At 72.0% G+C, this 25,247-nt stretch carries 23 protein-coding genes, 3 tRNA genes and 1 pseudogene; 12 read left to right on the top strand and 15 right to left on the bottom strand.

What is annotated here, in order from left to right:
* Position 1 precedes the first annotated feature (1 nt).
* Entirely contained in the window at positions 2–1,183 is a 1,182-nt protein-coding gene (locus ACWDEW_RS34590) for a CaiB/BaiF CoA transferase family protein (protein WP_450518181.1), read from the bottom strand.
* Positions 1,184–1,274: 91 nt separating this feature from the next.
* A pseudogene (locus ACWDEW_RS34585) lies at positions 1,275–1,714 on the bottom strand (MmcQ/YjbR family DNA-binding protein).
* A 93-nt stretch (positions 1,715–1,807) separates the two neighbouring features.
* On the opposite strand from ACWDEW_RS34585, the gene ACWDEW_RS34580 reads away from it, so the two are divergent.
* Positions 1,808–2,986 (top strand): saccharopine dehydrogenase family protein, encoded by a 1,179-nt coding sequence (locus tag ACWDEW_RS34580; protein WP_450518179.1) that lies wholly within the window; start codon positions 1,808–1,810, stop codon positions 2,984–2,986.
* 146 nt (positions 2,987–3,132) lie between these two features.
* Positions 3,133–3,348, top strand: coding sequence for a hypothetical protein (locus ACWDEW_RS34575; RefSeq protein WP_450518177.1), 216 nt, complete (start codon positions 3,133–3,135; stop codon positions 3,346–3,348).
* Positions 3,349–3,569: 221 nt separating this feature from the next.
* Here ACWDEW_RS34575 and mmpA read toward each other — a convergent pair whose 3' ends face one another.
* The 3 genes from mmpA to ACWDEW_RS34560 form a co-directional block, all read right to left on the bottom strand.
* Complete coding sequence (gene mmpA / locus ACWDEW_RS34570; RefSeq protein ID WP_362977217.1) at positions 3,570–3,707, bottom strand: morphogenic membrane protein MmpA; 138 nt, start codon at positions 3,705–3,707, stop codon at positions 3,570–3,572.
* 86 nt (positions 3,708–3,793) lie between these two features.
* A complete protein-coding gene (locus ACWDEW_RS34565) occupies positions 3,794–4,483 on the bottom strand; it encodes an endonuclease V (RefSeq protein ID WP_450518175.1) in 690 nt (229 codons plus the stop codon).
* Between the two features lie 78 nt (positions 4,484–4,561).
* Complete coding sequence (locus ACWDEW_RS34560) at positions 4,562–5,656, bottom strand: WD40/YVTN/BNR-like repeat-containing protein (RefSeq protein ID WP_450518174.1); 1,095 nt, start codon at positions 5,654–5,656, stop codon at positions 4,562–4,564.
* A 241-nt stretch (positions 5,657–5,897) separates the two neighbouring features.
* On the opposite strand from ACWDEW_RS34560, the gene ACWDEW_RS34555 reads away from it, so the two are divergent.
* Positions 5,898–6,314 (top strand): SsgA family sporulation/cell division regulator, encoded by a 417-nt coding sequence (locus tag ACWDEW_RS34555; protein WP_450518172.1) that lies wholly within the window; start codon positions 5,898–5,900, stop codon positions 6,312–6,314.
* A 10-nt stretch (positions 6,315–6,324) separates the two neighbouring features.
* On the opposite strand, the gene ACWDEW_RS34550 is transcribed toward ACWDEW_RS34555, so the two are convergent.
* Positions 6,325–7,149, bottom strand: a complete 825-nt coding sequence (locus ACWDEW_RS34550) for an isocitrate lyase/PEP mutase family protein (protein ID WP_450518170.1) — start codon at positions 7,147–7,149, stop codon at positions 6,325–6,327.
* A gap of 338 nt (positions 7,150–7,487) precedes the next feature.
* On the opposite strand from ACWDEW_RS34550, the gene ACWDEW_RS34545 reads away from it, so the two are divergent.
* The 4 genes from ACWDEW_RS34545 to ACWDEW_RS34530 all read left to right on the top strand — a co-directional run bounded on the left by ACWDEW_RS34545 (position 7,488) and on the right by ACWDEW_RS34530 (position 12,142).
* Positions 7,488–9,110, top strand: coding sequence for an ABC-F family ATP-binding cassette domain-containing protein (locus ACWDEW_RS34545; RefSeq protein ID WP_450518168.1), 1,623 nt, complete (start codon positions 7,488–7,490; stop codon positions 9,108–9,110).
* Between the two features lie 134 nt (positions 9,111–9,244).
* Positions 9,245–10,021: a dimethylargininase gene (gene ddaH / locus ACWDEW_RS34540; RefSeq protein WP_450518167.1), complete on the top strand. Its 777-nt coding sequence runs from the start codon at positions 9,245–9,247 to the stop codon at positions 10,019–10,021.
* Positions 10,022–10,236: 215 nt separating this feature from the next.
* The gene (locus ACWDEW_RS34535) at positions 10,237–11,211 is read left to right on the top strand and encodes an acyl-ACP desaturase (protein WP_381253553.1); all 975 of its coding nucleotides are present in this window, start codon (positions 10,237–10,239) and stop codon (positions 11,209–11,211) included.
* An 88-nt stretch (positions 11,212–11,299) separates the two neighbouring features.
* Positions 11,300–12,142 (top strand): hypothetical protein, encoded by an 843-nt coding sequence (locus tag ACWDEW_RS34530; RefSeq protein ID WP_450518165.1) that lies wholly within the window; start codon positions 11,300–11,302, stop codon positions 12,140–12,142.
* A gap of 16 nt (positions 12,143–12,158) precedes the next feature.
* Here the strand turns inward: ACWDEW_RS34530 and ACWDEW_RS34525 are convergent.
* Positions 12,159–12,234, bottom strand: a tRNA-Trp gene (locus tag ACWDEW_RS34525).
* A gap of 91 nt (positions 12,235–12,325) precedes the next feature.
* On the opposite strand from ACWDEW_RS34525, the gene ACWDEW_RS34520 reads away from it, so the two are divergent.
* The gene (locus ACWDEW_RS34520) at positions 12,326–13,729 is read left to right on the top strand and encodes a vWA domain-containing protein (protein WP_450518163.1); all 1,404 of its coding nucleotides are present in this window, start codon (positions 12,326–12,328) and stop codon (positions 13,727–13,729) included.
* Complete coding sequence (locus ACWDEW_RS34515; RefSeq protein ID WP_450518161.1) at positions 13,730–15,556, top strand: AAA family ATPase; 1,827 nt, start codon at positions 13,730–13,732, stop codon at positions 15,554–15,556.
* A gap of 155 nt (positions 15,557–15,711) precedes the next feature.
* On the opposite strand, the gene ACWDEW_RS34510 is transcribed toward ACWDEW_RS34515, so the two are convergent.
* The 5 genes from ACWDEW_RS34510 to ACWDEW_RS34490 all read right to left on the bottom strand — a co-directional run bounded on the left by ACWDEW_RS34510 (position 15,712) and on the right by ACWDEW_RS34490 (position 18,808).
* On the bottom strand, positions 15,712–16,965 hold the full coding sequence (locus ACWDEW_RS34510; RefSeq protein WP_450518159.1) for a ribonuclease inhibitor: 1,254 nt from the start codon (positions 16,963–16,965) through the stop codon (positions 15,712–15,714).
* The gene (locus tag ACWDEW_RS34505) at positions 16,962–18,314 is read right to left on the bottom strand and encodes an SDR family NAD(P)-dependent oxidoreductase (protein ID WP_450518157.1); all 1,353 of its coding nucleotides are present in this window, start codon (positions 18,312–18,314) and stop codon (positions 16,962–16,964) included. Before ACWDEW_RS34505 ends, ACWDEW_RS34510 begins: the two co-directional genes overlap by 4 nt.
* 30 nt (positions 18,315–18,344) lie before the next feature.
* Positions 18,345–18,416, bottom strand: a tRNA-Glu gene (locus tag ACWDEW_RS34500).
* A 10-nt stretch (positions 18,417–18,426) separates the two neighbouring features.
* Positions 18,427–18,498 (bottom strand) — tRNA-Ala (locus ACWDEW_RS34495).
* A gap of 64 nt (positions 18,499–18,562) precedes the next feature.
* Positions 18,563–18,808 (bottom strand): WhiB family transcriptional regulator, encoded by a 246-nt coding sequence (locus ACWDEW_RS34490; protein WP_450518156.1) that lies wholly within the window; start codon positions 18,806–18,808, stop codon positions 18,563–18,565.
* Positions 18,809–19,096: 288 nt separating this feature from the next.
* Between ACWDEW_RS34490 and ACWDEW_RS34485 the strand changes: the two genes are divergently transcribed.
* Positions 19,097–19,888 carry a VOC family protein gene (locus ACWDEW_RS34485; protein ID WP_450518155.1) on the top strand — a complete coding sequence of 264 codons (792 nt, stop codon included), beginning with the start codon at positions 19,097–19,099 and terminating at the stop codon, positions 19,886–19,888.
* A gap of 23 nt (positions 19,889–19,911) precedes the next feature.
* Here ACWDEW_RS34485 and ACWDEW_RS34480 read toward each other — a convergent pair whose 3' ends face one another.
* The 3 genes from ACWDEW_RS34480 to ligD all read right to left on the bottom strand — a co-directional run bounded on the left by ACWDEW_RS34480 (position 19,912) and on the right by ligD (position 22,973).
* Positions 19,912–20,958 carry a LacI family DNA-binding transcriptional regulator gene (locus ACWDEW_RS34480; protein WP_450518153.1) on the bottom strand — a complete coding sequence of 349 codons (1,047 nt, stop codon included), beginning with the start codon at positions 20,956–20,958 and terminating at the stop codon, positions 19,912–19,914.
* An 88-nt stretch (positions 20,959–21,046) separates the two neighbouring features.
* The gene (locus ACWDEW_RS34475) at positions 21,047–21,946 is read right to left on the bottom strand and encodes an ornithine cyclodeaminase family protein (RefSeq protein WP_450518152.1); all 900 of its coding nucleotides are present in this window, start codon (positions 21,944–21,946) and stop codon (positions 21,047–21,049) included.
* A gap of 4 nt (positions 21,947–21,950) precedes the next feature.
* Positions 21,951–22,973: a non-homologous end-joining DNA ligase gene (gene ligD / locus ACWDEW_RS34470; protein WP_450518150.1), complete on the bottom strand. Its 1,023-nt coding sequence runs from the start codon at positions 22,971–22,973 to the stop codon at positions 21,951–21,953.
* 75 nt (positions 22,974–23,048) lie between these two features.
* On the opposite strand from ligD, the gene ACWDEW_RS34465 reads away from it, so the two are divergent.
* Both ACWDEW_RS34465 and ACWDEW_RS34460 read left to right on the top strand, forming a co-directional pair.
* Positions 23,049–24,119: an ATP-dependent DNA ligase gene (locus ACWDEW_RS34465; RefSeq protein WP_450518148.1), complete on the top strand. Its 1,071-nt coding sequence runs from the start codon at positions 23,049–23,051 to the stop codon at positions 24,117–24,119.
* Between the two features lie 126 nt (positions 24,120–24,245).
* Positions 24,246–25,238, top strand: coding sequence for a DUF3048 domain-containing protein (locus ACWDEW_RS34460; protein WP_450518146.1), 993 nt, complete (start codon positions 24,246–24,248; stop codon positions 25,236–25,238).
* Positions 25,239–25,247: the final 9 nt, after the last annotated feature.

Raw genomic sequence — 25,247 nt, 5'->3', positions numbered from 1 at the left:
TTCACTGAGGGTTTTCGAGGAGGCGTCGAGGTGTTCCCCGATCACCGTCCTCAACGACGTCGGCAAGCCGGGGGACGTCCCAGTCACGGGCGACGTCCGAGGTGTCGGCGCCCGGCAGGGCCGGCCCGCCGCGCACCGAGGTGGGAGTTTCGGAGAACCGGGGCGCGGGGGCGGGCTGGGTGATCCCGCCGTGCTCGGTGAAGGTCCCGCGCGCGGCGAGATGCGGGTGCTTCGGGGCCTCACGGAGCGACAGCACGGGCGCCACGCACGCGTCCGTGCCCTCGAAGACGACGGTCCACTCGTCTCTCGTACGGCTGCGGAAGCGGGCCGCGACCGCCTCGCGCAGCTCGCCCCAGCGCGTCCAGTCCCGGCGGGCGTCGGCGAAGTCCGGGAGGCCGAGGAGGCGCGTGAACTCGTCGTAGAACCGCGGCTCCAGGGCGCCGACCGCCATGTGCCTGCCGTCGGCGGTCTCGTAGGTACCGTAGTACGGGCAGCCGCCGTCGAGGAGGTTGGCGGCGCGCCGGTCCTGCCAGCCGCCGGCGGCGAGCATGCCGTGGATCATCGCGGAGAGGTGGGCGGTGCCGTCGACGATGGCGGCGTCGACGACCTGGCCGGTGCCCGTCACGCGCGCGTGGTGCAGTGCGGCGAGGACGCCGACGACGAGGTAGAGGGAGCCGCCCGCGTAGTCGCCGAGCAGGTTGGCGGGGGCGGGCGGGGGCTCCCCCGGGCTGCCGATCATGCCGAGGGTGCCGGTCAGCGCGATGTAGGCGATGTCGTGCCCGGCGCGTTCGGCCAGCGGGCCGTCCTGGCCCCAGCCGGTCATGCGGCCGTAGACGAGCCGGGGGTTGCGGGCGTGGCAGGCTTCGGGGCCGACGCCGAGGCGTTCGGTCACACCGGGGCGGTTGCCCTCGATCAGGATGTCGGCGCGCTCCACCAGGTCGAGGACGCGCGCGGGGCCGTCGGGTGCCTTCAGGTCGACGAGGACGGAGCGCTTGTTGCGGTTGGTGACGTCGTGCTCGGGAGCTACCCCGAGTCCGGGGCCGCCGGGCCGGTCGACGCGGACGACGTCGGCGCCGAGGTCGGCGAGGAGCATGGCCGCGAAGGGGCCGGGGCCGATCCCGGCCAGCTCGACCACGCGCACACCGGAGAGCGGGCCGTGCCCGGGCGTCGTTGCCGCTGTCATCCAGCCCCCAGCTGTGACACAACTGATGTAACACCGATGATGCTAAGAACGTGTTCCACTCCACACAAGAGCTCAGCGAGCAAGCGCTTGGTCAAAGTACCTCCGTCGGCCGCCCCTGGCCACGGCCCTCCGCGTCCGGCTCGGCCGTCAGCCGCTTCGGGGCGATCGCCCGACAGCTCTCCTCCACCCGGTCGCACAGCAGCTCGGCGGCCGGGGGCTCCCTGCTCGGCGAGCGGTGTCCGCACCCAGCCGGCCTTGCCGAGGCCGTAGCCGGCGGGCTCGGCGCCCGGCGAGGTCAGCGCGTGGGTGTGGGCGGTCTCGTCCGTGCGCTTGACCGTGAGGGCCAGCGGGTAGCTGCTGTCGTCGACACCGGGGAAGACGAACACCTTCTTGTTGACCTTGGCGACGCTCTCACCCCAGGGGCAGTATCGATATGCGGATCCGCCGCGCGGCCTCGACCGCGCCCGGCAGCCCGAGGGCGAACTCACGTACTTTCGCCCACTTCTTCAGGGCGTTCCTGGGCACGGCCACCTGATACCTCCGGGCTCGTCGTCGGGCTCCGCACTCTTCACGCTAGCCTCAGCCACCGACAGCGGCGCGGGCTGCGGGACCCCCAGGAGTGTCATGAGCAGGCTGAACAGGACGGACCGTCCCTACGACATCGTGCTCTTCGGAGCCACGGGCTTCGTCGGCGCGCTCACCGCGGAGTACCTCGCCGCCCACGCGCCCGAGGGGCTGCGCTGGGCGATCGCCGGCCGGGACGAGCTGAAACTGAAGCGGCTGCGCGAACGGCTGCCCGGCGGCACGACGGTGGGCGTCCTGCGCGCAGACGTCTCCGACCCGGTCTCCCTGCGCGAACTCGCCGAGCACGCGCGCGTGGTGGCCACGACGGTCGGCCCCTATGTGACCTACGGCGAGGACCTCGTCGCCGCCTGCGCGGACACCGGCACCGACTATCTCGACCTCAGCGGCGAGCCCGAGTTCGTCGACCTGACGTACGTCCGTCACGACGCACGCGCGCGTGAGACCGGCGCACGGCTGGTGCACGCGGCCGGCTTCGACTCGGTTCCGCACGACCTGGGGGCGTACTTCACCGTCCAGCAGCTGCCGGAGGGGGTGCCCCTCACGGTGGACGGCTTCGTGACCGCCGACGCGATGTTCTCCGGCGGTACGTTCGCCTCGGCACTGACCCAACTCGGGCGCGGCCGGCAGGTGCTGGCCGCCGCGCGGGACCGGCGACGGCACGAACCCCGGCTGGTGGGACGCCGGGCCACCGCGCCCGCCGGGGCACCGCGGTTCGCCGGGGAGGTCGGTTCCTGGGCGGTGCCCCTGCCGACCATCGACCCGCAGATCGTTCAACGATCCGCGAAGGCCCTGGACCGCTACGGCCCCGACTTCCGCTACCGCCACTACGCGGCCGTACGGCACCTTCCCGTGGCGCTCGGCGGTGTCACGGCGGTCGGCGCCCTGGCCACCGCCGCTCAACTCCCGCCCGCCCGCCGCTGGTTGTCCGACCGCCTCAAGCCGGGCGACGGACCGAGCCCGGAGAAGCGCGCGAAGAGCTGGTTCTCCGTGAAGTTCGTGGGCGAGGGCGGCGGCCGACGCGTCTTCACCGAGGTCTCGGGCGGCGACCCCGGCTACGACGAGACGGCGAAGATGTTCGCGGAGGCGGCCCTCTCCCTGTCCCTCGACGAACTCCCGCCCACCGCGGGCCAGGTGACGACGGCGGTCGCGCTGGGCAACGCCCTCATCGAGCGACTCCGCGCCGCGGGCATCGTGTTCCGGGTGGCGGCGACCCGGTGAGGATGCCGGCTCCCCGTGCCACCATGGCCGCCGTGGAGACGCCGTACACCGACTGGATCACGGTCGCGGCCTACGAGAACCTGCCCGGCCGCCTCACGCCGTGGGCGGCCACGCGCGCTTGACTGCGGGAGCGCGGCATCGACTGGATGCCCTTCGCCCAGGACGAGTTGAGCTGGGGTCTCGCCTGCGGCATCGGGCCGGACGGCCACTGGCACGGCTGGTTCGACGTCCGGGTGCGCGCCGACGCGCTACGACGCCTCGGACTCCATCCGGACCAGCCCACCGCAGAGGCCGTCGGCCCCTCCCCGCCGGGCTGGTGGCACGCCGACGCGGAACGCCGGGCCGCGAACCGGCCCCACTGATCGGCGAGTTCGAACCGTCCCTCGGGATGGGCTATAGTTGATCACGAGCCGGTCGCCGGAACACCCGGAGCCTGGTTACGCGTTGGTCGTCCAAGGAAAGACGCCCCGCTTCCTGCGGGGAAATGCAGGTGCAAGGCCTGCCCGGCGCTCAAGTCCGAGCCCCACACCGGTTGTTGCGGTGTGGGGCTCGTTGGTTTCCCGCCCCCGTACGCCCGCCCGGCTCACGGCCACAGCGTGTAGATCATCCCGCCGATCCAGGCGAGGCCAGCCGCCACGGACAGGACGAGCGCGATCGTCACGGCACGCTCGATCGGCTGGCTCGGACTGGCAACGGGCTTCGGGGAACGGTGAGTTGTCATGCGGCACAGCCTGCCGATCACCCGGGTGGGGCCACATCCGTACAAGTACTCAGAACAGGTACTCAGAAGCGACCCGCCCCACGTACTCAGGCGGTCGCCTCCCGCAGCGCCCGCCGGCACAGCGCGTCCGCCCTGCGGGTCGTCTCCGGGAGGCGGAACTCCGGGGTCAACTCAAGAGTGTGGGCACAGGCGTTGTCCAGGGTCATCCGGTGTCCGACGGAGACGAAGACCGGCTTCACGCCCTCGCGGGTGCGCAGCGCGCGGCCGACCTCCTCGGCGTCCGCACGGAGCGGGGAGACGGAGCCGCGCGGGACGCCCGGGTCGTCGTAGGTGAAGGTGAAGGGGTTCTTGGCGACGCCGATCGTGGACAGGCCGGTGAGGACGCCGAGGTGGCTGGCGAGGCCGAAGCGGCGCGGGTGGGCCAGGCCGTAGCCGTCGCACACGACCAGGCCCGGCGGGCAGGGCAGGGCGTCCAACGCGGCCAGCACCGTGGGGATCTCGCGGAAGGCGAGCAGGCCCGGGACGTACGGGAAGGAGACCGTGCCGACCGCCGTGGCCTCGGCGACGACCGTGAGGTCCGCCGCGTCCAGCACGACCGCCGCTGCCACCACCACGTCCCGCTCGTCGTCGTAGGCGACGTCGACTCCCGTGACGTGCCCGGTCCCTGGCGGCGGTCCCGGTTCGTCGGTCACCACCCGCTCCCGCAACTCGTCCTGGACGGCGCGGGCCTGCTCCTCGGTCGCGGGCCAGCCCGCGGGAATGCGTACGGTCGTCATGGTGGTGCCGAGCGTACGGGGATCTTCGGCGGCGGGTGCCATCAAAAAACGCCGCACTCGCCGCACCGCCCGTGGCCCTCAGTCCTCCAGCCGCGCCACGCGCCCCTTCTCCCCCGCCGCCCAGCAGCCCAGGTCGGCCGCGCAGTCCACGGTGTCGTACGAGCCGGTGTCGACCGTCTTCCAGGTGCGGCCGGCGTCGGTCGTGAGGTCCGTGCCGGTGGGGCCGACCGCGAGGGCGGTGGAGCGGCTGTGGGGCAGCCAGGTCGCGCCGGAGCGGTAGGCGGGCGGCGGGGTCGTGGCGGGAGTCCAGGTACGGCCGCCGTCGCCGGTGACGGCGGCCGCGAGCGGTGACGGCTGGTCGGCGTTGTAGTCGCCGCCGACCGCGAGTCCGTGCGCGCGGTCGCGGAAGGCGAGCGCGAAGACTCCGCGCGCGGGGTCGCCGGCCGGGATCGGTGTGTCGGCCGCCGTCCAGGTGAGGCCGCGGTCGGCGGAGTGCAGGACACGCGCGCGTGCACCCCCGCCGGTGGCCAGCCAGACGTCCCGGGGCCCGGAGCTGACCAGGCACTGGCCGCTGGCCGCGAAGCCCGCCTCGCCGTCGAGCGCGGCCGGCATCCCGGTGGTGGGCAGCACCTTCCAGGAACGGCCGCCGTCGCCGGTCGACAGGATGCGGAACTTTCCGTCCACCGGGTCGCTCATCGCGAGGCCGTGGCGGCTGTCGAAGAAGGTCATGCAGTCGTAGAAGGCGTTCGCGTCGGTGTTGCGGAAGGACTCCGTCCAGGTCGTCCCGCCGTCGTCGGTCCGGTAGACGCGGGAGGCCTCGCCCTCGCCGATCGCCAGCACCACCGCGCGCCGTGCGTCGAACGCCTCGATGTCCCGGAACTGGAGGTCGGCCGTACCCGGCGGCGAGACGTTCCGCCAGCTCGCCCCGCCGTCGGTGGTGCGCAGCACGGTGCCCGCGGTACCGGCCACCCACGCGGTGTTCCGGCTGACCGCCGACAGTCCCCTGAAGCGCACACCGGCGGCTCCGCTGTCCTTGAGCTCCCAATGCGGAGCCCGGTGCGCCGTGTCCCGTGCCTGCGCCGGTACGGCGGTCAGTACGGCCAGCGCCGCCGCGCACATCACCCCGGCCGCCGCCCTCCGGTACGTCCGTCCCACCCGTCGCGTGTTCCCCATGCGCCTCATGGCGGGCGAAGCTAGCCCACTCCCAGGAGGCCGTCCAGACGGCCCCGCCCACCTTGGGCGCATATGGGCGACGGTGACAGAGGTCACTGGAATTTCGTGTGCACGGATTGGGTCGTTCCGGCGTCTCTTCCAGTGCGGACCCATCCACCAGGAGGTCCGTTCCGGACTCCTTTCGGGAGTCCTTCCGGCCGTCACCGCAGTCCGCACCGCCGTCACACAAGGGAGCAAGGCGTTGTCCATCGTCATCGAGCAGTCCGTAGAGGCCCGTCTCGTCGCCGCCGCACCGCGGATGCCGAGCATCCCCGCCACCCTGCACTACGACCGACGCGACCCCTTCGCCGTCCGGATGACCTTCCCGGCACCGGCCACCCTGGAGGGCGTCGAGGTCTGCTGGACCTTCGCCCGGGAACTCCTGTCGGCCGGTCTGCACGGCGCCGAGGGCCACGGCGACGTCCGCGTGCGGCCCTACGGCTTCGACCGCACCGTCCTGGAGTTCCACGCCCCCGAGGGCACCGCCGTCGTGCATGTCCGCTCGACCGAGATCCGCCGCTTCCTGCGGGCCACCGGCGAGCTGGTGCCCGCCGGTCTCGAACACCTCCAGCTCGACCTGGACCACGACCTCGCCGAGCTGATGCGGGACGCCTGCTGAGCCGACGCCCCTACCCCAGCAGCGAGTTGAGTTCTCCGTAGCCCAGGCCTCCCGCCACCGCGTCGTAGGTACCCGTGTCCAGCAGCTCCCGCGCGGCACGGTCGACCACGGCGTACGCGGCCAGCGCGATGCTGGAGCCCGCGCTCACCCGGGCGACGCCCAGCGCGGCCAGTTCGGCGACCGGCGGTGCGCCGGGGCCGACCAGCACATTGAGCGGACCGTCGATCCCGTCGGCGAGTTCCTTGACCGTTCCCGGTTCGACGGCCCCGGGCACGAAGATCCCGTCCGCGCCCGCGGCCCGGAAGGCGGCGGCCCGCTCCAGGGTCGCGTCCACTCCCCCGGCGCCCCGCAGAAACGTGTCGATGCGCGCGTTGACGAACAGCGGCACCCCCTCCGCGTCGGCGGCCTCCCGGGCGGCCGCGATGCGCTCGGCCTGCTCCGCGACCGGACGCAGGACGCCCTCACCGCCGTAGAGCGCGTCCTCGATGTTCACCCCCACGGCGCCCGCCGCGAGCACCGCGCGGACCGTGTCGGCGACGCCCGCCGGGTCCTTCGCGAAGCCGCTCTCGATGTCGGCGCTCACGGGTACGGTCACGGTCGAGGTGATGCGGGCGACCGCTGCCATGGACCGGTCCAGGTCCAGCCGGTCGCCGTCCGGGACGCCCAGCGCCCAGGCGAGGCCCGCGCTGGTGGTCGCCACGGCCGACGCGCCCGCGTCCTCCACGATGCGGGCGCTCGCGGCGTCCCAGGCGTTCGGCAGGACGAGCGGGCGCCCCGCCACATGCAGCGCGCGGAAGGCCAGTGCCCGGTCGCGGAGAATGTTCTGGTTCGTCATACGGCCCACTCAAGCAGCCGCGGGCGCCCGTCGGCTGGCAGGAATCCGACATCGATGTGTCGGCCGGGGGCGCGCGTTTAATTGCGTTGACACGCGCCGGCGGCCCTCCGTACCGTTTCCCTCGGTCCTGTTGCCGTCGATTGGAGAAGGACGTTGCTCGTCTGAGGTTCTGAGACACCGCGTCACACACCCCTGAGGTGTGTCCGTCGTGTTCGACCTCGGCGTCCGAGCCGTCCTCCGGAACAGGGCCTTCTCTCTGCCCTCCGGGACCAGCCTCCCGCCCCGCGGTGTCTCGCAACGCGTCTGCCCCGACCACATCGAGCAACCGCGAGGCCCGCATGAGTTCTTCCGTCACCTGTACCTCCCTCTCCTTCGCCTGGTCGGACGGCACCCCCGTCCTCGAAGACCTCGACGTCGCCTTCGGACCCGGCCGAACCGGGCTCGTCGGAGTCAACGGATCAGGGAAATCAACCCTGTTGAAGCTGATCGCGGGCGAACTCGCCCCGGTCGACGGCCTGGTGCGGGTCGCGGGCGAGGTCGGCTACCTCCCGCAGAACGTCACCCTCGACACCGCCCTGCGCGTCGACGAGACTCTCGGCATCGCCGCGCGCCGGGCCGCCCTGCACGCCATCGAGGCCGGTGACGCGGCCGAGGAGCACTTCGAGACGCTCGGCGACGACTGGGACGTGGAGGAACGGGCCCTCGCCACACTCGGCGAACTCGGCCTGGGGCACATCGACTTGGACCGCACCATCGGCGAGGTGTCCGGCGGCGAGTCGGTCCTGCTGCGGCTGGCCGCGCTGCTGCTGGGCCGGCCGGACGTCCTGCTCCTCGACGAACCGACCAACAACCTCGACCTGTACGCGCGCAGGCGGCTGTACGCGGCCGTCGCGTCCTGGCCGGGAGTGATGGTCGTGGTCAGCCACGACCGCGAACTCCTGGACCTCGTCGACCAGATCGCCGATCTGCGCTCCGGCGAGGTCACCTGGTACGGCGGGAACTTCTCCGCCTACGAGGAGGCCCTCGCCGTCGAACAGGACGCCGCCGAACGGATGGTGCGCGTCGCCGAGTCGGACTTCCGCAAACAGAAGCGCGAACTCGTCGACGCACACCTCAAGTTGGCCCGGCGCAAGCGGTACGGGCAGAAGATGAACGACCAGAAGCGCGAGCCGAAGATCGTCATGGGGGCGCGCAAGCGGGCGGCGCAGGAGTCCGCGGGCAAGCACCGCATCCTGCACGAGGAGCGGCTCACCGAGGCGAAGGAACGGCTCGACGAGGCGGTGGAGGCCGTACGGGACGACGACGAGATCCGCGTCGACCTGCCGTACACGGCCGTACCGCCGGGCCGTACGGTCCTGACCCTCCTGGACCTCGAACTCGCCTACGGCGCGCGGGTGTCCGGGGGGCTCGATCTGCGCGGGCCGGAGCGGATCGCGCTGATCGGGCGCAACGGCGCGGGCAAGACGACGCTGCTGCGCACGATCGCCGGGGAACTGGCACCGGTGTCGGGCGAGGCGACGGCGCATGTCCCGCTGCGGTTCCTGCCGCAGCGGCTCGACGTCCTCGACGACGAGTTGACCGTGGCCGAGAACGTGGCCCGGTTCGCGCCGGCCGCCACCAACAACCGGGTCCGGGCGCGGCTGGCCCGCTTCCTGTTCCGGGGCGCCCGCGCCGACCAGAAGGCGGCGACGCTGTCCGGCGGCGAACGCTTCCGGGCCGCGCTGGCCGCACTGATGCTCGCGGAGCCCGCCCCGCAGCTGCTGATGCTGGACGAGCCCACGAACAACCTCGACATGGCGAGCGTGCGGCAGCTCACCACCGCGCTGGAGTCCTACGAGGGCGCGCTGATCGTGGCCAGTCACGATCTGCCGTTCCTGGAGTCCATCGGCGTCACCCGCTGGCTGCTGCTGGACGGGGAGCTGAAGACGATCACTCCGGAGGAGGTGGAGCAGCTGGTGTAGGACGGGGCGGCGCATCTCAGGAGGGCCACAGCCTCACGGCAGGGGTTTTGTCGGCAAGGACGGGTGACGCATGATGGCCAACCGGTGCCGCGTTGCCGGCGCCGAAACGATCCCGCCGATACGGAGTCCCGCTCGTGCCCAGCCACAAGGCCCTCGTCCGCCGCCCCAGCCCGCGCCTGGCCGAAGGGCTGGTCACGCACATCGAGCGGGAGAAGGTCGACGTCGAGCAAGCCGTCGAGCAGTGGGAGGCGTACGTCCAGGCGCTGCGGACGCACGGCTGGGAGACGATCGAGGTGGAGCCCGCCGACGACTTCCCCGACTCCGTGTTCGTCGAGGACACGGTCGTCATGTACAAGAACGTGGCGCTGATCACCCGGCCCGGCGCCGAGACCCGGCGCGAGGAGACCGGCGGGGTCGAGGAGGCGGTGGCCCGGCTCGGCTGCTCGGTGAACTGGGTCTGGGAGCCGGGCACCCTGGAGGGCGGCGACGTCCTCAAGATCGACGACACGATCTACGTCGGCCGGGGCGGCCGTACGAACGCGGCCGGCGTGCAGCAGCTGCGGGCCGTGTTCGAGCCGCTCGGGGCGCGCGTGGTCGCCGTGCCCGTGAGCAAGGTGCTGCATCTGAAGTCGGCGGTCACCGCGCTGCCCGACGGGACGGTGCTCGGGCACATCCCCAAGGTGGACCGGCCCTCGCTCTTCCCCCGCTTCCTGTCGGTGCCCGAGGAGGCCGGTGCGCACGTGGTGCAGCTCGGCGGCGACAAGCTGCTGATGGCGGCGAGCGCGCCCAACACGGCCGATCTGCTCGCCGACCTCGGCCTGGAGCCGATCGTGGTGGACATCAGCGAGTTCGAGAAACTCGAAGGCTGTGTGACGTGCCTCTCGGTCAGGCTCCGGGACCTGTACGCCTGACCGAGGGACCGGACCACCCGTTCGGCGTCCGGACCTGCGGTCCTGGCACCGTTCGGGATTCCCCGGCGACGCGGCCTGAACAGCGATCTTTACAGCGTCCTTAACCTACGGTCTCGTAACCTACGGTTTCGTAGCCTACGATTCCGTAAGTTGCACGGACCCCGGCACCGCTCGCCGGTTTGTTCAGTTTTGCACCACGTCCCCCTGGAGTCCCCGTGACGATCACTTCCCCGCACCTCGGCAGCCCCGCAGTCTGGACCGACGCCAAGCTGCTGTACGCGTTGGAAGAAGTCGTCGAGACGGAGCTCAACCGGCACCTCAAGGTCACCAAGGACTGGATGCCGCACGAGTACGTGCCCTGGAGCGACGCCCGCAACTTCCCCGGCTTCTTCGAGGACGGCGAGGCCTGGGACAAGGAGCAGTCCAAGGTCACCGAGATCGGCCGCATCGCCCTCGTGGTGAACCTCCTCACCGAGGACAACCTCCCCAGCTACCACCACGAGATCGCCTCCCTGTTCGGCCGCGACGGCGCCTGGGGCACCTGGGTGCACCGCTGGACGGCGGAGGAGGGCCGGCACGGCATCGTCATGCGGGACTACCTGCTCGCCTCCCGCGCGGTCGACCCGGACAAGCTCGAAGCGTTCCGCATGCAGCACATGAGCGAGGGCTTCGAGTCGGACAACCGGCACTCGATGCTGCACTCCGTGGCGTACGTCGCCTTCCAGGAGCTCGCCACGCGCGTCTCGCACCGCAACACCGGCCACCAGTCCGGCGACCCGGTCTGCGACCGCATGCTGGCCCGCATCGCGACCGACGAGAACCTCCACATGGTCTTCTACCGCAACCTCCTGAAGGCCGCGTTCGAGCTCGCCCCCGACCTCACCATGCAGGCCGTGCGCGACGTCCTCGTCAACTTCCGGATGCCCGGTCACGGCATGCCCGGCTTCGAGCGGTTCGCCGCCCAGATGGCCATCGGCGAGGTCTACAACCTGCGCATCCACCACGACGACGTCATCCAGCCCGTGCTGCGCTTCCTGAAGGTCATGGAGATCGACGGTCTCGGCCCCGAGGGACTGCGCGCCCAGGAGGAGATCGGCCTCTACATGGGCGGTCTCGACTCCGAGGCGTCCAAGTTCGACGAGAAGCTGGCCATCCGCAAGGCCCGCATGGCGGCCCGCGCGAGCGCCTGACCCGACCGACCCCGGCCCGCCGGCCCCGGCCCGCCCGGCGATCCATTTACCGGTGCGGGCCGCCGCCCTGCTGCGGCATCATGCGGCCATGCGTGAGAACAGCACGTCGGGGGCGGCCGTCGACTTCCTGCTGGGCCTGATCGACGGCGGGGACGCCGAGCGGGTACGGCGGCGGATCGGGCTGCCTGCGGGAGAGCGGACTCCCGAGGCCCACGACACCACTCCGTTCTGGTCCTGGACGAGGACGGCGGTCCCGGCGTCCGTGCTGCTGTGGGTTCTGGAGGAGGACGATCCGGAACTGAACCCGTGGGTCTGGCGGCACGTCTGCGCGGACAACGCGATGCGGCGCGCCATCGCGCGGGGTGTGCCGTTCGGCCCCGGCCGCAAGGGGCCGTTGACCCTCTCCAAGTACCTGCGGCACGAGGAAGAACCGCCCGTACCGGCCGACTTCACCCGCTTCGGCCTGGTCGGCGCCCTGCGCGAGGGCACCTCCATGGGCGCCGCGCGGACGGCCGCGTCGATGGTCCTGGAGCGCTCCGACTGGCAGGCGGTCACCGAGGCGGACCGGGACCGCCCACTGCCCGGCTACGCGCGCTGGGCACTGGCGATACGCCCGGACTGCCCGCCCGCGCTCCGCGCGCAGTTCGGCACGCACCGCAAGTTCACCCACCGGGTCGAGCAGGCCGGAGTGCTGGACGGCCCCGCCGCATACGCGACCTCCTGGGGCCCCGCGTCACACGTGCTGAACGTGCTGTCCACAGGTCGACTGCTGTTCCCCACGCGCGTGGGCGAGGCCCGGGACGCGCTACGGCCGCTGGTGCGCGAGCACGTGGCCGACCGCGAGGACGCCTGGGCGGTGCTGGCGCAGCTGATCGACACCTTCCACGGGAACGCGGCGGAGCTGGTGGTGACGGCGGGCGCGATCGCCTGAGCCCGGTCGGGAGGGGGGCGGGGTGGCTGGATTCGAACCAGCGTGCCCCGGTTCTGGAGACCGGTGCGCCTGCCTCTGCGCTACGACCCCGCCCTTGGGGTCAGAGCGTAATGCCTTGGCCCGATGTCAGTGGGGCCTGGTACCAATGAGCCACCGGGGGAACTGCGGCGCGGGGGGCGTGGGATGGCGTACGGGGAGCGGGGTCGGCGTACCCCTGTGGTCGATCTGGCCGACCGCAGGGCCCTGGAGCGGCACCGGCCGGCGGACCCGGCGACGGTCGCCGAGGCGCGGCGGCTGAAGGAGGCCGCGCTGCTGGACTTCGGGCTGACCGAGTCCGCGGTGGCGTCCTGGCTGTACGCGAAATGCCATCACCAGATCCCGACCACGGCGGTGGACACCGCGGCCGTGGTCGCCTCCGGCGACGGCTCCTGCCTGCTGCTCTTCAACCCGGACTTCTTCGTCCGACTCGGCCTGGACGGCGTCAAGTTCGTGCTCTTCCACGAGGCCCGGCACCTGGTCCAGCGACACCTGTTCGCCGACCCCGAGCTGCGCGAGGACCCGGTGTTCGAGCTGGCCGCCGAGGTCTCCATCAACCATGTCGCCCTGGTCCGACTCGGCCGCTCCGGACTGCCCCTCCTGGACGGCCGCCCGACAGGCATCGACCCACGGCGGATCCACGCCCTGTACCAGGACGACCTCACCACGCACGGCCTGGAGCCCGTCCCCTACGAGGAGTTCGTCGCCACCGACATGAAGGTCTACGGCGAGCTCAAGCGCATGGCACATCCTCCGGTCCCGGAGCGGCACCTGTGCGTGCACCTGATGGACGGCCGGGTACCGGCCGACCAGGAGACCGTGGACGCGGTGACGTCGTCCGCGCTGCTGAACTCCCTGCTGGCGGCCCGGCGCGGACACACCGGCGCGGAGCGGGAGTTGCTCGACCTGATGGGCCGTACGGAGGACGGTTCCGCGCGGGCCGCCCGGATCTGGGGGAACCTCGGCGCGGGCGTCCTGCGCGGCGAGACGGCACGCACGCGTGCGGTCCACTGGTGGCAGCGCTGGCTCGTCGACGTCCTCGGCTCGAAGCTGCGCGACGGCGAGCGGCTGGTGTACCCGAAGAAGCGCGGCGCCCTGCTCGCGGCCCTCGGCCAGGACCCGATGCTCTCGCGGCGCGGCCCGGTCCGCGACAAGGTCCTGGTCATCGCGTACGACACCTCGGGCTCGATGCCCCAGCACGTGATCACCTGGCTCACCGAACTCGTCGGCCGCATCGACGGAGTCGAGGCGCACTGGCTGTCCTTCGACGCCGTGGTCATGCCGTTCACTCCGGGCGAGCGGGTCTACGGCGGTGGCGGCACGAGCTTCCAGGTGGTCGCGGACTACGTGGAGGGGCGCACGGAGGTGAACGGCCGCCGGTTCGACGTCACCCCGGACGCGGTCGTGATGCTCACCGACGGGTACGCGCCGCCGATCGCGCCCGCCGAGCCGGACAAGTGGATCTGGCTGATCACCGAGGGCGGCAGCGAGTGGCCCGAGACGCACACCCCGGCGATGGACTGCCATCGCGTCACGACAGGATCGCGGTAAATGAGCACGGAGACAGGGCAGTTGGCGACCCCGGCGACCGGGCGCGGCGGGCGGGAGGTGTCCCGCCTGGAGTCCTTCATCGACGCGATGATCGACCTGGGGCAGACCGGGCAGATCTTCGGCGAGCACGGCATCGGCAAGACGGCCACGTTCTTCTCCCACATCGGCCGCGCCCACCCGGACACCGCGCTGGTGTACGTCCCGGCGGCCAATCTGACACCGGACGACCTGTTGATCAACGCGCCGGTGCGGGACCCGCACACCGGTGAACTCGTGCTGCGGCAGCTGGTGATGAGCCAGTTGAAGCCGGGCACGCCGTTCGTACTGCTCATCGACGACTCGCTGCAGGCGGGCGACACGATCCAGTCGCAGCTGATGCAGATCGCCTGCAACTGGACGCTCGGTGAGCACGATCTGCGGGCGCTGGGCTGCGTCGGTGTCTTCCTCACGGACAACGAGTCGCTGTCGGAGACCTCGGCCCGGCGCGGCGACCTGGCACTGCTCGACCGCATGGTCACGATGCGGATCACGGCGAACGACACGTCCTGGCGCCGGCATCTCGCCGCCAAGTACCGCCCCTGGGACCTGAATCCGGTGTTCGCGGTGTGGGCGTCGCTCTCCCCCGCGCTGCGCGAGCTGCTGTCCCCGCGCACCCTGGACCACATCCTGGCCAACGCGAAAGAGGGCTTCCCGCTCCGCTGGGGCCTGCCCCTGATCGACGGCGAGCGGCTGCGGCTGGCCGAGCCGGGCCCCGACGGCAGACCCGGGCAGAACCGCACCGCGGAGATCCTCGACCGCCTCGCCCAGGCCCTCGGCGTGCCCAACCCGGGCACGATCCCCGACCCGGTACGGCAGGTGGTGCGGGCCGCGCTGCGCAACCGCTGGACGGTGCTGCTGCAAGGGCCGCCCGGCTGCGGCAAGACGGAGCTGGTCCGGGAGACGGTCCGCGCGGGCCTGGGCCGCGAGCCGCTGTACTTCTCGCTGCCGGTGACGAACGTCGAGGACCTGTGCGCGCCGATCCCGTCGCCGGACGGCACCCTGGACAACCTGCTGGCCGCGAACTTCACCGGGCCGGACCCGAAGGCGATCGTGTGGGACGAGTACAACCGCCCCAAGGACAAGGCCGCGTTCGCCAAGCTCATGGAGATCACCCAGGAGTGGTCCCTCGCCGGCCGGCGCATCGAGAACCTGCGGGCGCAGATCGCCGTCCAGAACCCGCCGTACCACCTCGGCCGCAAGCTGCTGGTCTCGCGGAACAACATCGCCCAGGCGACGCGGTTCACCGCCTCGCTCACGGTGGAGCCCGAGGACATCCCGGCCAACGAGTGGCTGCTCGCGCGGTACGGCGCGGACGCCGAGACGGTGCTGGAGTGGTGGAAGCACGACATCGACGACGACGGCCGCGCCTGGATCACCAAGCGCACCCTGGAGCGGCTCATCAAGCTGCACCGCAAGGGGCTGCCGCTGGAGATGGCGACGGTCTACCTCGGTGACGGCGAGTACGCGCCCGTGCCGCTCACCGCCCTGATCGACCGCTTCAAGGGCCGCCCGGTCACCGGCCTCCGTGAACTGGCCCGGGAGGCGGACCACTGGGAGGCCCGGCTGCGCCGCGCCGCCGAGCACACCGACGAGGGCGGCGACGACAGCGACCTGGTCCACCAGATCCTCGCCAACGCGGAGCTGTCCCAGCTGAAGAAGCACCGCGCGGTGGTGGCCCGCATGGTCGCCCTGCTGCCGGCAAAACTCCGGGCCACCTATCTGGTGGGGGCGTCGGCACAGCAACAGCGGTTCTGGACCGACATATTCACCGGGATGGCGCGTCGCTGACGCCGTGCTGGGGCCTGTCTGACAATTCCCGTCGTCGCCCGGAAGACGGCCGCACGGCTTCAGGTGCGTGCTCTCGGCGCGCCGGGCGTGGACCCTCGCACCGGACGTACTTGGGTCTGCGCCCGGTGCGGCGAGTGGGGGCACCTCCCACGCCCTCAAGGCAGTGGGGGAGCGTGCATGGCGTCGCGAGGCAGACGGGAATTGTCAGACAGGCCCTGGGCCCTCCCCGGGCCACACCGTGCGGTGCACGCTGCGTACGGCGGCCACATCGGGGGCGAGCGGTGGTGGCGGGACGTGGCGGTGAGGGTCTCCAGGCGGCGCTTGATGCTGGCGGCGACGCCCTGGCCGAGGACGAAGCGGGTGGGGGTGAGCGCGCGGGGTGCCGTGTCGAGGAGGCGGTGGGCCTCGCGGCTGCGCATCCCGGTGTGGGACAGGACGAGGTGGGTGAGGCGGTGTTCGGCGGCCACGAGGGTGCCGGCGATGGTCTCGGCGGCGTACAGGTCGACGTGGTTGTCGGCCGCGCCCAGCACACCCGCCGCCCGGACCCGGCCGAGGTCGAGCAGACCGACTCCGGCCGCGGTGGCCGCCGTCACCAGCCGTGCCGCGGCCTGCGGACCGATGCCGTTGCTGGCGACGGACAGCCGAGTGAGCCGTCCGTACGGCGCCTGTTCCAGGGCGTCGGCCAGCCGGAGGGCGCCCGCGTCGCCCAACTGGGCGGCGGACACGTAGAGTTCGTCGATCGCGCCCTCGGAGATGACGGCAGCGAGGGGCACAGCGCCGTCCGCGCCGAGCGGGTTGCCGCCGATGAAGAGCCGCTCAACGCGGCGGCCGTTGCCGGCGGCGGCCAGCAGCGCGTCGGCGAGGACGGTCACACCGGCCGGGTCGAGCCCGGTCTGGACGAGGTCGAGCGTGCGCAACGACCGTGCGGACTCGATGAGTTCGGCCGCCGCCCGCCCACCGCCGCTGCCCAGCGGATTGCGCTTCAGCCACACACCGGTCACGACCTGCGGCGAGGCCCGCAACCGGTCGGCGATCCGGCAGGCGCCCCCGGCCGTGATCCCGTTGCAGCCCAGGTAGAGCGTCTCGACCTCACCGCTGCCACCGGCCACGACCTCGGCACCCTCGTCACCGAGCCCGTCCGTACCGAGCAGCAGGTGCCGTACAGGAGACGGGCCTTGGGCCAGTGCCTCCGCGACACGCGCGGCCCCCTCCGCGCCCAGGCCCTGTTTGCACAGATCGAGCCGCCCGTCCGGCAGCACCGTCCCCACGGCGAAGTCCAGCCGCTCCCCGGCCGGCCGCCCCGCCCGCAACCAGTCGAGCAGCGGCCCCAGTTCGGCGACCGGACGCGGCGGGACGTACACCACACCGGCGAAGCCGACCTCACCCGTGTCCTCCGTGTCCCCGCTCACCACGCCGCCTCCCGATAGTCCTTGAGGAACACCCCGGACACCGGGTCCCCCGACTCACCGCGCACGATCGGGTCGTAGACACGGGCCGCGCCGTCCACGATGTCCAGCGGTGTGCGGAAGCCTGCGCCGGCCATGCGGCTCTTCTTGGGCGCGGGGTTCTCGTCGGTGATCCAGCCCGTGTCGACGGCGCACATGTGGACGCCCTGTTCGGCGAGTTCGGCGGCGCTGGTGCGGGTGAGCATGTTGAGCGCGGCCTTGGCCATGTTGGTGTGCGGGTGTCCGGCCGTCTTGTTGCGGACGGCGAACCTGCCTTCCACGGCGGTCACGTTGACGACGTACCGGCGTGGCTGCGGTGACGCGAGCAGCAGCGGAAGCAGCCGGTCGCAGAGCAGGGCGGGGGCGAGCGCGTTGACGAGCTGGGTCTCCAGGACCTCGGCCGGGTCGAGGGCGCCGAGCCGTGCCGACCAGGAGTTCTCCGGGGACGGGTCGGGCAGCAGTCCGGCCTCGTCGGCCTCGCGCAGGACGACGGGCAGCGCCGAGGCCCCGCCCGCGAGCATCCGCATCGGTGTGAACCCCGGTGCCTGCCGGGCCCCTTCGGGCAGTGCGTCGCGCTCCCCGGCGGCCAGCAGGGCGTACGACTGCGGGGGCCGCCGTACGGTCTGCGCGGCATTGTTGACGAGGATGTCGAGCGGTTCGCCGGTCTGCCGCAACTCCTCGCACAGGCCCAGGACCTGGCGCGGGTCGCGGAGGTCCACGGCGAGCACGGTCAGCCGGTCGAGCCACTTCTCGCTGCCGGGCTCCGCGCGGAAGCGGCGCACGGTGTCGTGCGGGAACCGCGAGGTGACCTGTACCTCCGCGCCGTCCCGCAGCATCATCAGGGCCAACTGGAAACCGATCTTCACCCGCCCGCCGGTGAGCAGCACCCGGCGCCCGCTCAGATCCGTACTCAGCGCGCGGCGGGCGGTGTTGTCGGCGGCGCAGTCGGGACACAGCCGGTGGTAGAACGAATCCACCTGTCGATAGGGCGACTTGCAGACATAGCAACCGCGCGGCTTGCGGTACACACCCCCGGCGTCCACCTGGGCAAGCTCGCCCGTCGGAGCCAGCGGAGCATCCTCGCGCCGGTCCACCGCCCCCGTCGCCGTCGCGGCCATCGCCGCCGCGTCGGCCTCGGACACCTCGGCACCACGCGCCTTGCGGCGCCGCAGCCGTCCGTCCCGGGCGAAGGACGCGGCGACCTGCTCCGCGCGCAGCCGCACCGGATCGTCGACGGGCAACTCGCGCAGCCTGCCCACCGCGTGGTGGAAGGCCGCGAGTTCCGCCTCCGTGATCCCGCCCTCGTCAGTCATCGGTTCCCGCCCCGGCCGTGCTCCGAAAGTGGGCCCCGGCCGGATTCGAACCGGCGTGACCGCCCTGAGAAGGCGGCGAGTCTGCCTCTGCTCTACAGGGCCCGCGAACGCAGCCCGGGGACCGGATTCGAACCGATGTGACCGTCTTGCCAAGACGTGCGCCTGCCTCTGCGCTACGCCCGGGTGCGCCCCCGGATCCTAGCCGCACGCCCCTGTCCGAACCGCATCGACAAACGGCCCGGTCCCGGTCAGCGCGAGGTACGCCTGAGCTCCAGGCGTTCCTTCTCCGAGAGGCCGCCCCACACGCCGAAGCGTTCGTCGTTGTCGAGGGCGTACTCCAGGCAGACGGAGCGGATGGGGCACATGCCGCAGATGCGTTTGGCCTCCCGGACGGAGCTGCCGGGCTCGGGGAAGAAGAAGTCCGCCCCGGTCTGCGCGCACAACGCCTCGTGCTGCCAGTCCAGGTCGGGCGCGGTGATCGTGTCGATGTGCATGACCAGGAGCGTGCCGTGCGGTGAAAAACGTTCGATCAACGCGGGATCAACGCCGCGCTCCGAGGCCTCCGGCCACCCCGATGGTGGCGCCGCGCCCGAACCGGCGCACGGCGGCGCGCGGAACCGGAGGAAAACACGGAGAACTTCCGTGGTCACCGAGGGTGAACAAATCGGTCGAGCCGACTCACCACGCCACACCGGCAGCGATTGTCAGTGGGCGGTGCAAGACTCGGCAGTGCAGAGAACGGGCCCCCTCAAGTACGGGACCCTTCAATGAGGAGGGCAAAGATGCTCACCACCCGTTTCGTCAACGGCGCTCCCAACTGGCTGGACGTCGGCTCGCCCGACATCGACGGCGCCGTCTCCTTCTACGGCGGTCTCTTCGGCTGGCAGTTCCAGTCCGCGGGACCCGAGGCCGGCGGCTACGGCTTCTTCCAGCTGGACGGCAGGACGGTCGCCGGCGGCATGCCACTGCCCCCGGAGCACGACTCGTCCGCCTGGACCGTCTACTTCCAGAGCCCGGACGCGGAGGCCACGGCCAAGGCGGTGGAGCAGGCGCACGGCGCGGTCCTGTTCCAGCCGATGGACGTGATGGGCGAGGGGCACATGGCGGTCCTCAGGGACCCGGCGGGCGCCGCCTTCGGCATCTGGCAGCCGGGCCGGACCAAGGGGGTCGACGTGGCGGGCGACCCCGGTTCGCTGACCTGGGTGGAGCTGTACACACCGGACGTCGCCGCGGCTGCCGCGTTCTACCACGCCTCGCTCGGTCTGGAGACCTCGGCCGCCCCCATGCCGGGCGGTGACTACACCTGTCTCAACCCGGCCGGTGCCGGTGAGGACGCGATGTTCGGCGGTGTCGTCCCCCTCGACTTCGACGCGACCGGGGCGGCCTCGGGGGCGTACTGGCTGGCCTACTTCGAGGTCGCCGACGTGGACGCCACCGTGGCCAAGGCGGTGGAGACCGGCGGCCAGGTCGCCGTGCCCGCCGCCACCATGGAGGGCGTCGGCCGCATGGCCCAGCTCACCGACCCGCACGGCGCCCGCTTCGCGATCATCAAGAGCGAGCCGCCGCAGAGCTGACGGAGCACCCCCAGGGGGCAGGCCTACGCGGAGGCGCGGCGGACCAGTGTGGTCGGAAGGATCACACTGGACGGCGCGCCTCCGACGCTCTCCCTGGTGACCCGGCGGTCGAGGCCGCGCAGCAGCAGGCGCGCCATCAACCGGCCCATCTCCTCTATGTCCTGACGGACCGTCGTGAGCGGCGGCTCGGTCTGCTCGGCGACCGGCAGCATGTCGTCGAAGCCGATCACGGCCACGTCCTCGGGCACCCGCAGCCCCTCCTCGCGCAGCACCTTCATGGCGCCGTAGGCGGTGAGGTCGTTGGCGGCGAACACGGCGTCCACGTCGGGGCAGCGGTCGAGGAGTTCCCGCATCGCGCGCTCACCGCCGCCCGGGGTGAAGTCGCTCTCGACGATCAGCCGGGGATCGGCGTCGACCATGACGTCCCGGAACCCGTCGAGCCGGTCCACCGCGGACGTCTGGTCGAGGGCGCCGGTGATGTGCGCGATCCGGGTGCGGCCGAGCCCGACGAGATGCCGTACGGCCTCGCGGGCACCGCCCCGGTTGTCGCAGTCGACGTACACGGTGGGCCCGGAGGCGCGGGTCCCCTCGCTCCAGGAGGGCCGGCCGCCGAACACCGTGGGGACACCGGCCCGTTGGATCAGTCCGGGCAGTGGGTCGTCGAGGTGGAGGGAGAAGACGAGCGCCCCGTCCACATGGCCGCCGGCGAGATAGCGGCCGACGCGGGCGTGGTCGGCGCGGCCCTCCGTGAGGAGCAGTACGAGTTGGGAGTCGTGGGCGGTCAACTCCTTGCTGATGCCCCTCAGTTGCATGGCGAAGAAGGGGTCGGCGAAGACGCGGGTCTCCGGTTCGGCGATCACCACGGCGATGGCGTCGTGCCGCCTGGTCACCAGGGAGCGGGCGGCCTGGTTGGGGACGTAGCCGAGTTCCTCCACGGCCTGCCGGACCCGTTCGACGAGCGATTCCCGCACCCCGTCCCCGCCGTTGACCACCCGGGACACGGTGGCCCGCGACACCCCCGCCCGCGCGGCCACGGCCTCCAGCGTGGGGCGCGGTGCTGTCTCGGTCACTTCTGGACCCCTCCTCGATGCTGCGGATCAGGATAGCCGCGGGCGAAGCGGACGGTGAGAGCGCTCCCAAGCCGGCGCAGCCTCCTGCTCACTCCGGCAGATGCACCCACCGCCCCACCCCGTCCCGCTCCGCCCGCCGGTACGCCAGCCGGGCGAGCGCCAGGTCCTGCCAGGGCGGGCCGGCAGGGACGTACACCGAGCGGGCGCCGGCATCGGTACGGCCGGGGTGGTCGCCGCGCAGTACGTCACCGAGTGTCGTGTCGATGTCGGACGGCGCCAACGTGCCCGTGTCCGCGACCAGTCGGCGATCGTCCGCGACGACGAGCGCCGCGTCGAGCAGGTCGGCGGCGAGTTCCCGCCTGCCCGGTCCGTCGGCGCCGAGGCTCGTGAAGTGCTGGCCCGCACGGGTGTTGGCGAGGGACAGCGGCGGGGTGCGGGACCAGGTCGCGAGGAGCACGATGTCGGCGGCCGAGGCGAGCTCCGTCGCCGAGCCCAGCACCTTGCCGCCGTGCCGTACGGCGAAGTCGGTCGCCCGCTCGAAGTCGACGTCGTGGACGAGGAGTTGACCGTACGGCCGCAGGGCGTCCAATCCCCGTACCGTCAACTCGGCCTGCGCCCCGGCGCCGATCACGCCCACCACCGCGTCCTCCGCCGGATGCGCGAGGACGTGGGTGCCGAGTGCCGCCGCCAGTCCGGTCCGCCACGCGGTCACCGTCGCCGCGTCGAGGAGGGCGAGCAACTCCCCGTTCGTGCCGGCGCGCAGGCACAGCACGCTCCGCGCCCCGGCCCCCGCGCACGTCACCACGGAGGCGTCGGTGCCAGGGATGAAGGCGGTGGCCGTAGCGGGGAACGGCCGTTCCGCGCGCATCCGTTGGACCGGAACCGCCGTCGCGGCACCCGCCGCGAGGAAGCCCTCACGCAGCGCGGCGAGGCAGGCCGCGGGTTCGAAGAGGGCGTCGAGGTCCCCTCGCGTCAGCAGGCGGGGCATCCCGTCAGGATCCCTCGGGGTCCTTCTTCGCGCGGCTCGGCTGCACCCGCTTGGGCTCCCCCGGCATCTTCGGGTACTCCGGCGGGTACGGCAGATCGCCGAGCCCGTGGTCGTGTTCGTCGCGGCGGGCCAGTTCGAGGAGGGCGTCGAGGGAGTAGCGGTGGTCGTCCATGTCGGCGTGCACGTCGCCGAGTTCGGCGAAACGGCCCGGCATGGTCGCCAGGTCGAAGTCGCGGGGGTGCGCGGTACCGACCTCGTCCCAGCTCAGCGGCGCCGAGACGGGGGCGTGCGGGCGGGGTCGTACGGAGTAGGCGGAGGCGATGGTGCGGTCGCGGGCGGTCTGGTTGTAGTCGACGAAGATGCGCTCGCCGCGCTCCTCCTTCCACCACTTGATCGTCACCTGCTCGGGCATCCGGCGTTCCAGTTCGCGGCCGACGGCGATGGCCGCGCGGCGGACCTGGGTGAAGGTCCAGTTGGGTTCGATGGGGACGAAGACGTGCAGGCCGCGTCCGCCGGAGGTCTTGGGGAAGCCCTTCAGACCGCCGAACTCGTCGAGTACGGCGCGGAGTTCGTGGGCGGCGCGGGCCGCGTCGTCGTAGTCGGTGCCGGGCTGCGGGTCGAGGTCGATGCGGAGTTCGTCGGGGCTGTCGACGTCGTCGCGGCGCACGGGCCAGGGGTGGAAGGTGAGCGTGCCGTACTGGGCGGCCCACAGGACGGCGGCCTCCTCGGTGGGGCACATCTCGTCGGCGCTGCGTCCGCTGGGGAAGGTGATGTGGGCGCGCGGAATCCAGTCGGGCATGTTCTTGGGCGCCCGTTTCTGGAAGAAGTTCTCGCCCTCGACCCCGTCCGGGTACCGCTCCAGGGTGGTGGGGCGGTTGCGCAGGGCCCGCAGGATTCCGGGGCCGACCGCGATGTAGTAGCGGGCGAGGTCCAGCTTGGTGAAGCCGCGCTCCGGGAAGAAGATCTTGTCGGGACTGGACAGCCGTACGGTCCGGCCGCCCGCCTCCAGTTCCACCGCTTCGCCCATGCGAGCCACGGTAGGCCCGCCGTCCGGACATCGCACACCGGGCGACAAGCGGCGTACGAGCGCAGAATCGGAATCATGGATCTGCCGGTGATGCCGCCCGTGAAGCCGATGCTCGCCAAGTCGGTGGCGAGGATTCCGCCGGGCATGCACTACGAGGCGAAGTGGGACGGCTTCCGGGCGATCGTGTTCCGCGACGGCACCGAGGTCGAGCTGGGAAGCCGTACCGGAAAGCCGTTGACCAGGTATTTTCCCGAGCTGGTGGAGGCGTTGAAGGAGCGGGTGCCGGAGCGCTGTGTGCTGGACGGCGAGATCGTGATCGCGCGGGATGGGCGGCTCGACTTCGACGCGCTGACCGAGCGCATCCACCCGGCCGACTCGCGGGTGCGGACGCTGGCCGAGCGGACCCCGGCCTCCTTCGTCGCCTTCGACCTGCTGGCCCTGGCCGACGAGTCGCTCGTGGACGTACCGCTCGCCGACCGCAGGGCGCTCCTCGCCCAGGCGTTGTCGGGTGTGACCGCGCCCGTGCACCTCGCGCCCGCGACCACCGACATCGAGGTGGCGCGGCGGTGGTTCGAGCAGTACGAGGGGGCCGGGCTCGACGGTGTCGTGGCGAAGCCGCTGGATCTGCGCTACCGCCAGGACGAGCGCGCCATGTTCAAGATCAAGCACGAGCGGACGGCGGACGTGGTGGTCGCCGGGTACCGCCTCCACAAGAGCGGCCCCGTGGTGGGTTCGCTCCTGCTCGGTCTCCACGACGGCCAGGGCACCCTGCAGCACGTGGGAGTGTCGGCCGCGTTCACCATGAAGCGGCGCGCCGAGCTGATCGAGGAGTTGGAGCCGCTGCGCATGGACGATCCCGCCGGGCATCCGTGGGCGGCCTGGGCGGAGGAGGCCGCCCATGAGAGCGCCCGGCTGCCGGGGGCGCCGAGCCGCTGGTCGGGCAAGAAGGACCTCTCCTGGGTGCCGCTGCGGCCGGAGCGGGTGGCCGAGGTGGCGTACGACCACATGGAGAACGGCGCGCGCTTCCGGCACACGGCGCGTTTCCGCCGCTGGCGCCCGGACCGCACGCCCGAGAGCTGCACCTACGCACAGCTGGAGGAGCCGGTCCGCTACGACCTCGCGGAGATCCTCGGACCTCCGGACTGAATCCTTCCGGATCTTCGGGTGAGCCGATCGGCCCATTCGACGCGCACAAACACAACCGAGCGGGTATGGCCACCAATGAACTTATAAGCGCACAATCGAAAACACAGACTGGTGGCAACGGTGGGCATGGGACAGAAGGCGCCCCGGCGTCGCGGCGCGAGACGAGCGGCGCTGCTGGCCGCCACGATGACGGCCTCCCTCGCGGTGGGCTGCACGGCGCATCACGGCGGCACTGCCGACGACGGACGCGGACGGAGCCAGTCCCCGACGCAGAGCCCGAGCTCCGGCGGCACGGTCGCCCCCGCCGCCGGCCCGGTGCTCGCGGTGAAGATCGACAATGTGCCCGCGGCCCGGCCGCAGACCGGCCTGGACTCGGCGGACATCGTCTACGCCGAGCAGGTCGAGGGCGGACTGAGCCGGCTGATGGCGGTGTTCGCCACCAAGCTGCCCAAGTCCGTCGGACCGGTGCGCAGTGCCCGCGTGTCCGATCTGGAGCTGCTGCGCCAGTTCGACGACCCGACGCTCGCCTTCTCCGGCGCCCAGCACAAGCTGCTGCCGCTGATCGCCAAGGCCCCGCTGCGGTCCGCGTCGCCCGACGAGGTGGCGAGCGCCTACTACCGGGGGGTCACCAAGTCCGCCCCGCACAACCTCTATCTGCACCCGAACAAGCTGCTCTCGTCCGCACCGGGAGCGGCGGCCCTGACCACCGGTTTCCACTACGGCGCGGCCCCCGCGGGCGGCAGGGCCACGGCCTCCCGCACGGTGCGCTATCCGGCGGCGCGCTTCACCTTCACCTGGTCCGGGTCGCGGCACCGCTGGCTGGTCACCGAGGACGGCACACCCACCGTGACGACCGCCGGCAAGCGGCTGGCCCCGGCGACGGTCGTGATCCAGTACGTGCAGATCCGCAGGTCCGCCTACCACGACGTCCTCGGCAACAACACGCCGTACACCTCGACCGTCGGCTCCGGGAAGGCGGACGTGCTGCGGGACGGCCGTACCTACAGCGTCGACTGGAAGCGGCCGGAGGCGACGGGCGGAACGGAGTTCACCACCTCCGACGGCACGCCCGTGAACTTCGCGAAGGGCCAGGTCTGGGTGGTGTTCGCGAAGGCCTGACGGCGGCGG

This window comes from Streptomyces sp. NPDC001100, from assembly GCF_053598575.1.
This window is presented reverse-complemented; position numbering and strand designations above follow the sequence as displayed.

What these genes read in the sequence shown, in the direction of transcription:
- mmpA (WP_362977217.1), bottom strand. Translation starts at nt 3,707, where the DNA reads ATGACAACTCACCGTTCCCCGAAGCCCGTTGCCAGTCCGAGCCAGCCG.
- ACWDEW_RS34550 (WP_450518170.1), bottom strand. Translation starts at nt 7,149, where the DNA reads ATGACGAACCAGAACATTCTCCGCGACCGGGCACTGGCCTTCCGCGCG.
- ACWDEW_RS34530 (WP_450518165.1), top strand. Translation starts at nt 11,300, where the DNA reads ATGCGTGAGAACAGCACGTCGGGGGCGGCCGTCGACTTCCTGCTGGGC.
- ACWDEW_RS34560 (WP_450518174.1), bottom strand. Translation starts at nt 5,656, where the DNA reads ATGGGGAACACGCGACGGGTGGGACGGACGTACCGGAGGGCGGCGGCC.
- ACWDEW_RS34575 (WP_450518177.1), top strand. Translation starts at nt 3,133, where the DNA reads ATGCCCTTCGCCCAGGACGAGTTGAGCTGGGGTCTCGCCTGCGGCATC.
- ACWDEW_RS34545 (WP_450518168.1), top strand. Translation starts at nt 7,488, where the DNA reads ATGAGTTCTTCCGTCACCTGTACCTCCCTCTCCTTCGCCTGGTCGGAC.
- ACWDEW_RS34515 (WP_450518161.1), top strand. Translation starts at nt 13,730, where the DNA reads ATGAGCACGGAGACAGGGCAGTTGGCGACCCCGGCGACCGGGCGCGGC.
- ACWDEW_RS34520 (WP_450518163.1), top strand. Translation starts at nt 12,326, where the DNA reads ATGGCGTACGGGGAGCGGGGTCGGCGTACCCCTGTGGTCGATCTGGCC.
- ACWDEW_RS34475 (WP_450518152.1), bottom strand. Translation starts at nt 21,946, where the DNA reads ATGCCCCGCCTGCTGACGCGAGGGGACCTCGACGCCCTCTTCGAACCC.
- ligD (WP_450518150.1), bottom strand. Translation starts at nt 22,973, where the DNA reads ATGGGCGAAGCGGTGGAACTGGAGGCGGGCGGCCGGACCGTACGGCTG.
- ACWDEW_RS34465 (WP_450518148.1), top strand. Translation starts at nt 23,049, where the DNA reads ATGGATCTGCCGGTGATGCCGCCCGTGAAGCCGATGCTCGCCAAGTCG.
- ACWDEW_RS34490 (WP_450518156.1), bottom strand. Translation starts at nt 18,808, where the DNA reads ATGCACATCGACACGATCACCGCGCCCGACCTGGACTGGCAGCACGAG.
- ACWDEW_RS34580 (WP_450518179.1), top strand. Translation starts at nt 1,808, where the DNA reads ATGAGCAGGCTGAACAGGACGGACCGTCCCTACGACATCGTGCTCTTC.
- ACWDEW_RS34565 (WP_450518175.1), bottom strand. Translation starts at nt 4,483, where the DNA reads ATGACGACCGTACGCATTCCCGCGGGCTGGCCCGCGACCGAGGAGCAG.
- ACWDEW_RS34590 (WP_450518181.1), bottom strand. Translation starts at nt 1,183, where the DNA reads ATGACAGCGGCAACGACGCCCGGGCACGGCCCGCTCTCCGGTGTGCGC.
- ACWDEW_RS34460 (WP_450518146.1), top strand. Translation starts at nt 24,246, where the DNA reads ATGGGACAGAAGGCGCCCCGGCGTCGCGGCGCGAGACGAGCGGCGCTG.
- ACWDEW_RS34505 (WP_450518157.1), bottom strand. Translation starts at nt 18,314, where the DNA reads ATGACTGACGAGGGCGGGATCACGGAGGCGGAACTCGCGGCCTTCCAC.
- ACWDEW_RS34485 (WP_450518155.1), top strand. Translation starts at nt 19,097, where the DNA reads ATGCTCACCACCCGTTTCGTCAACGGCGCTCCCAACTGGCTGGACGTC.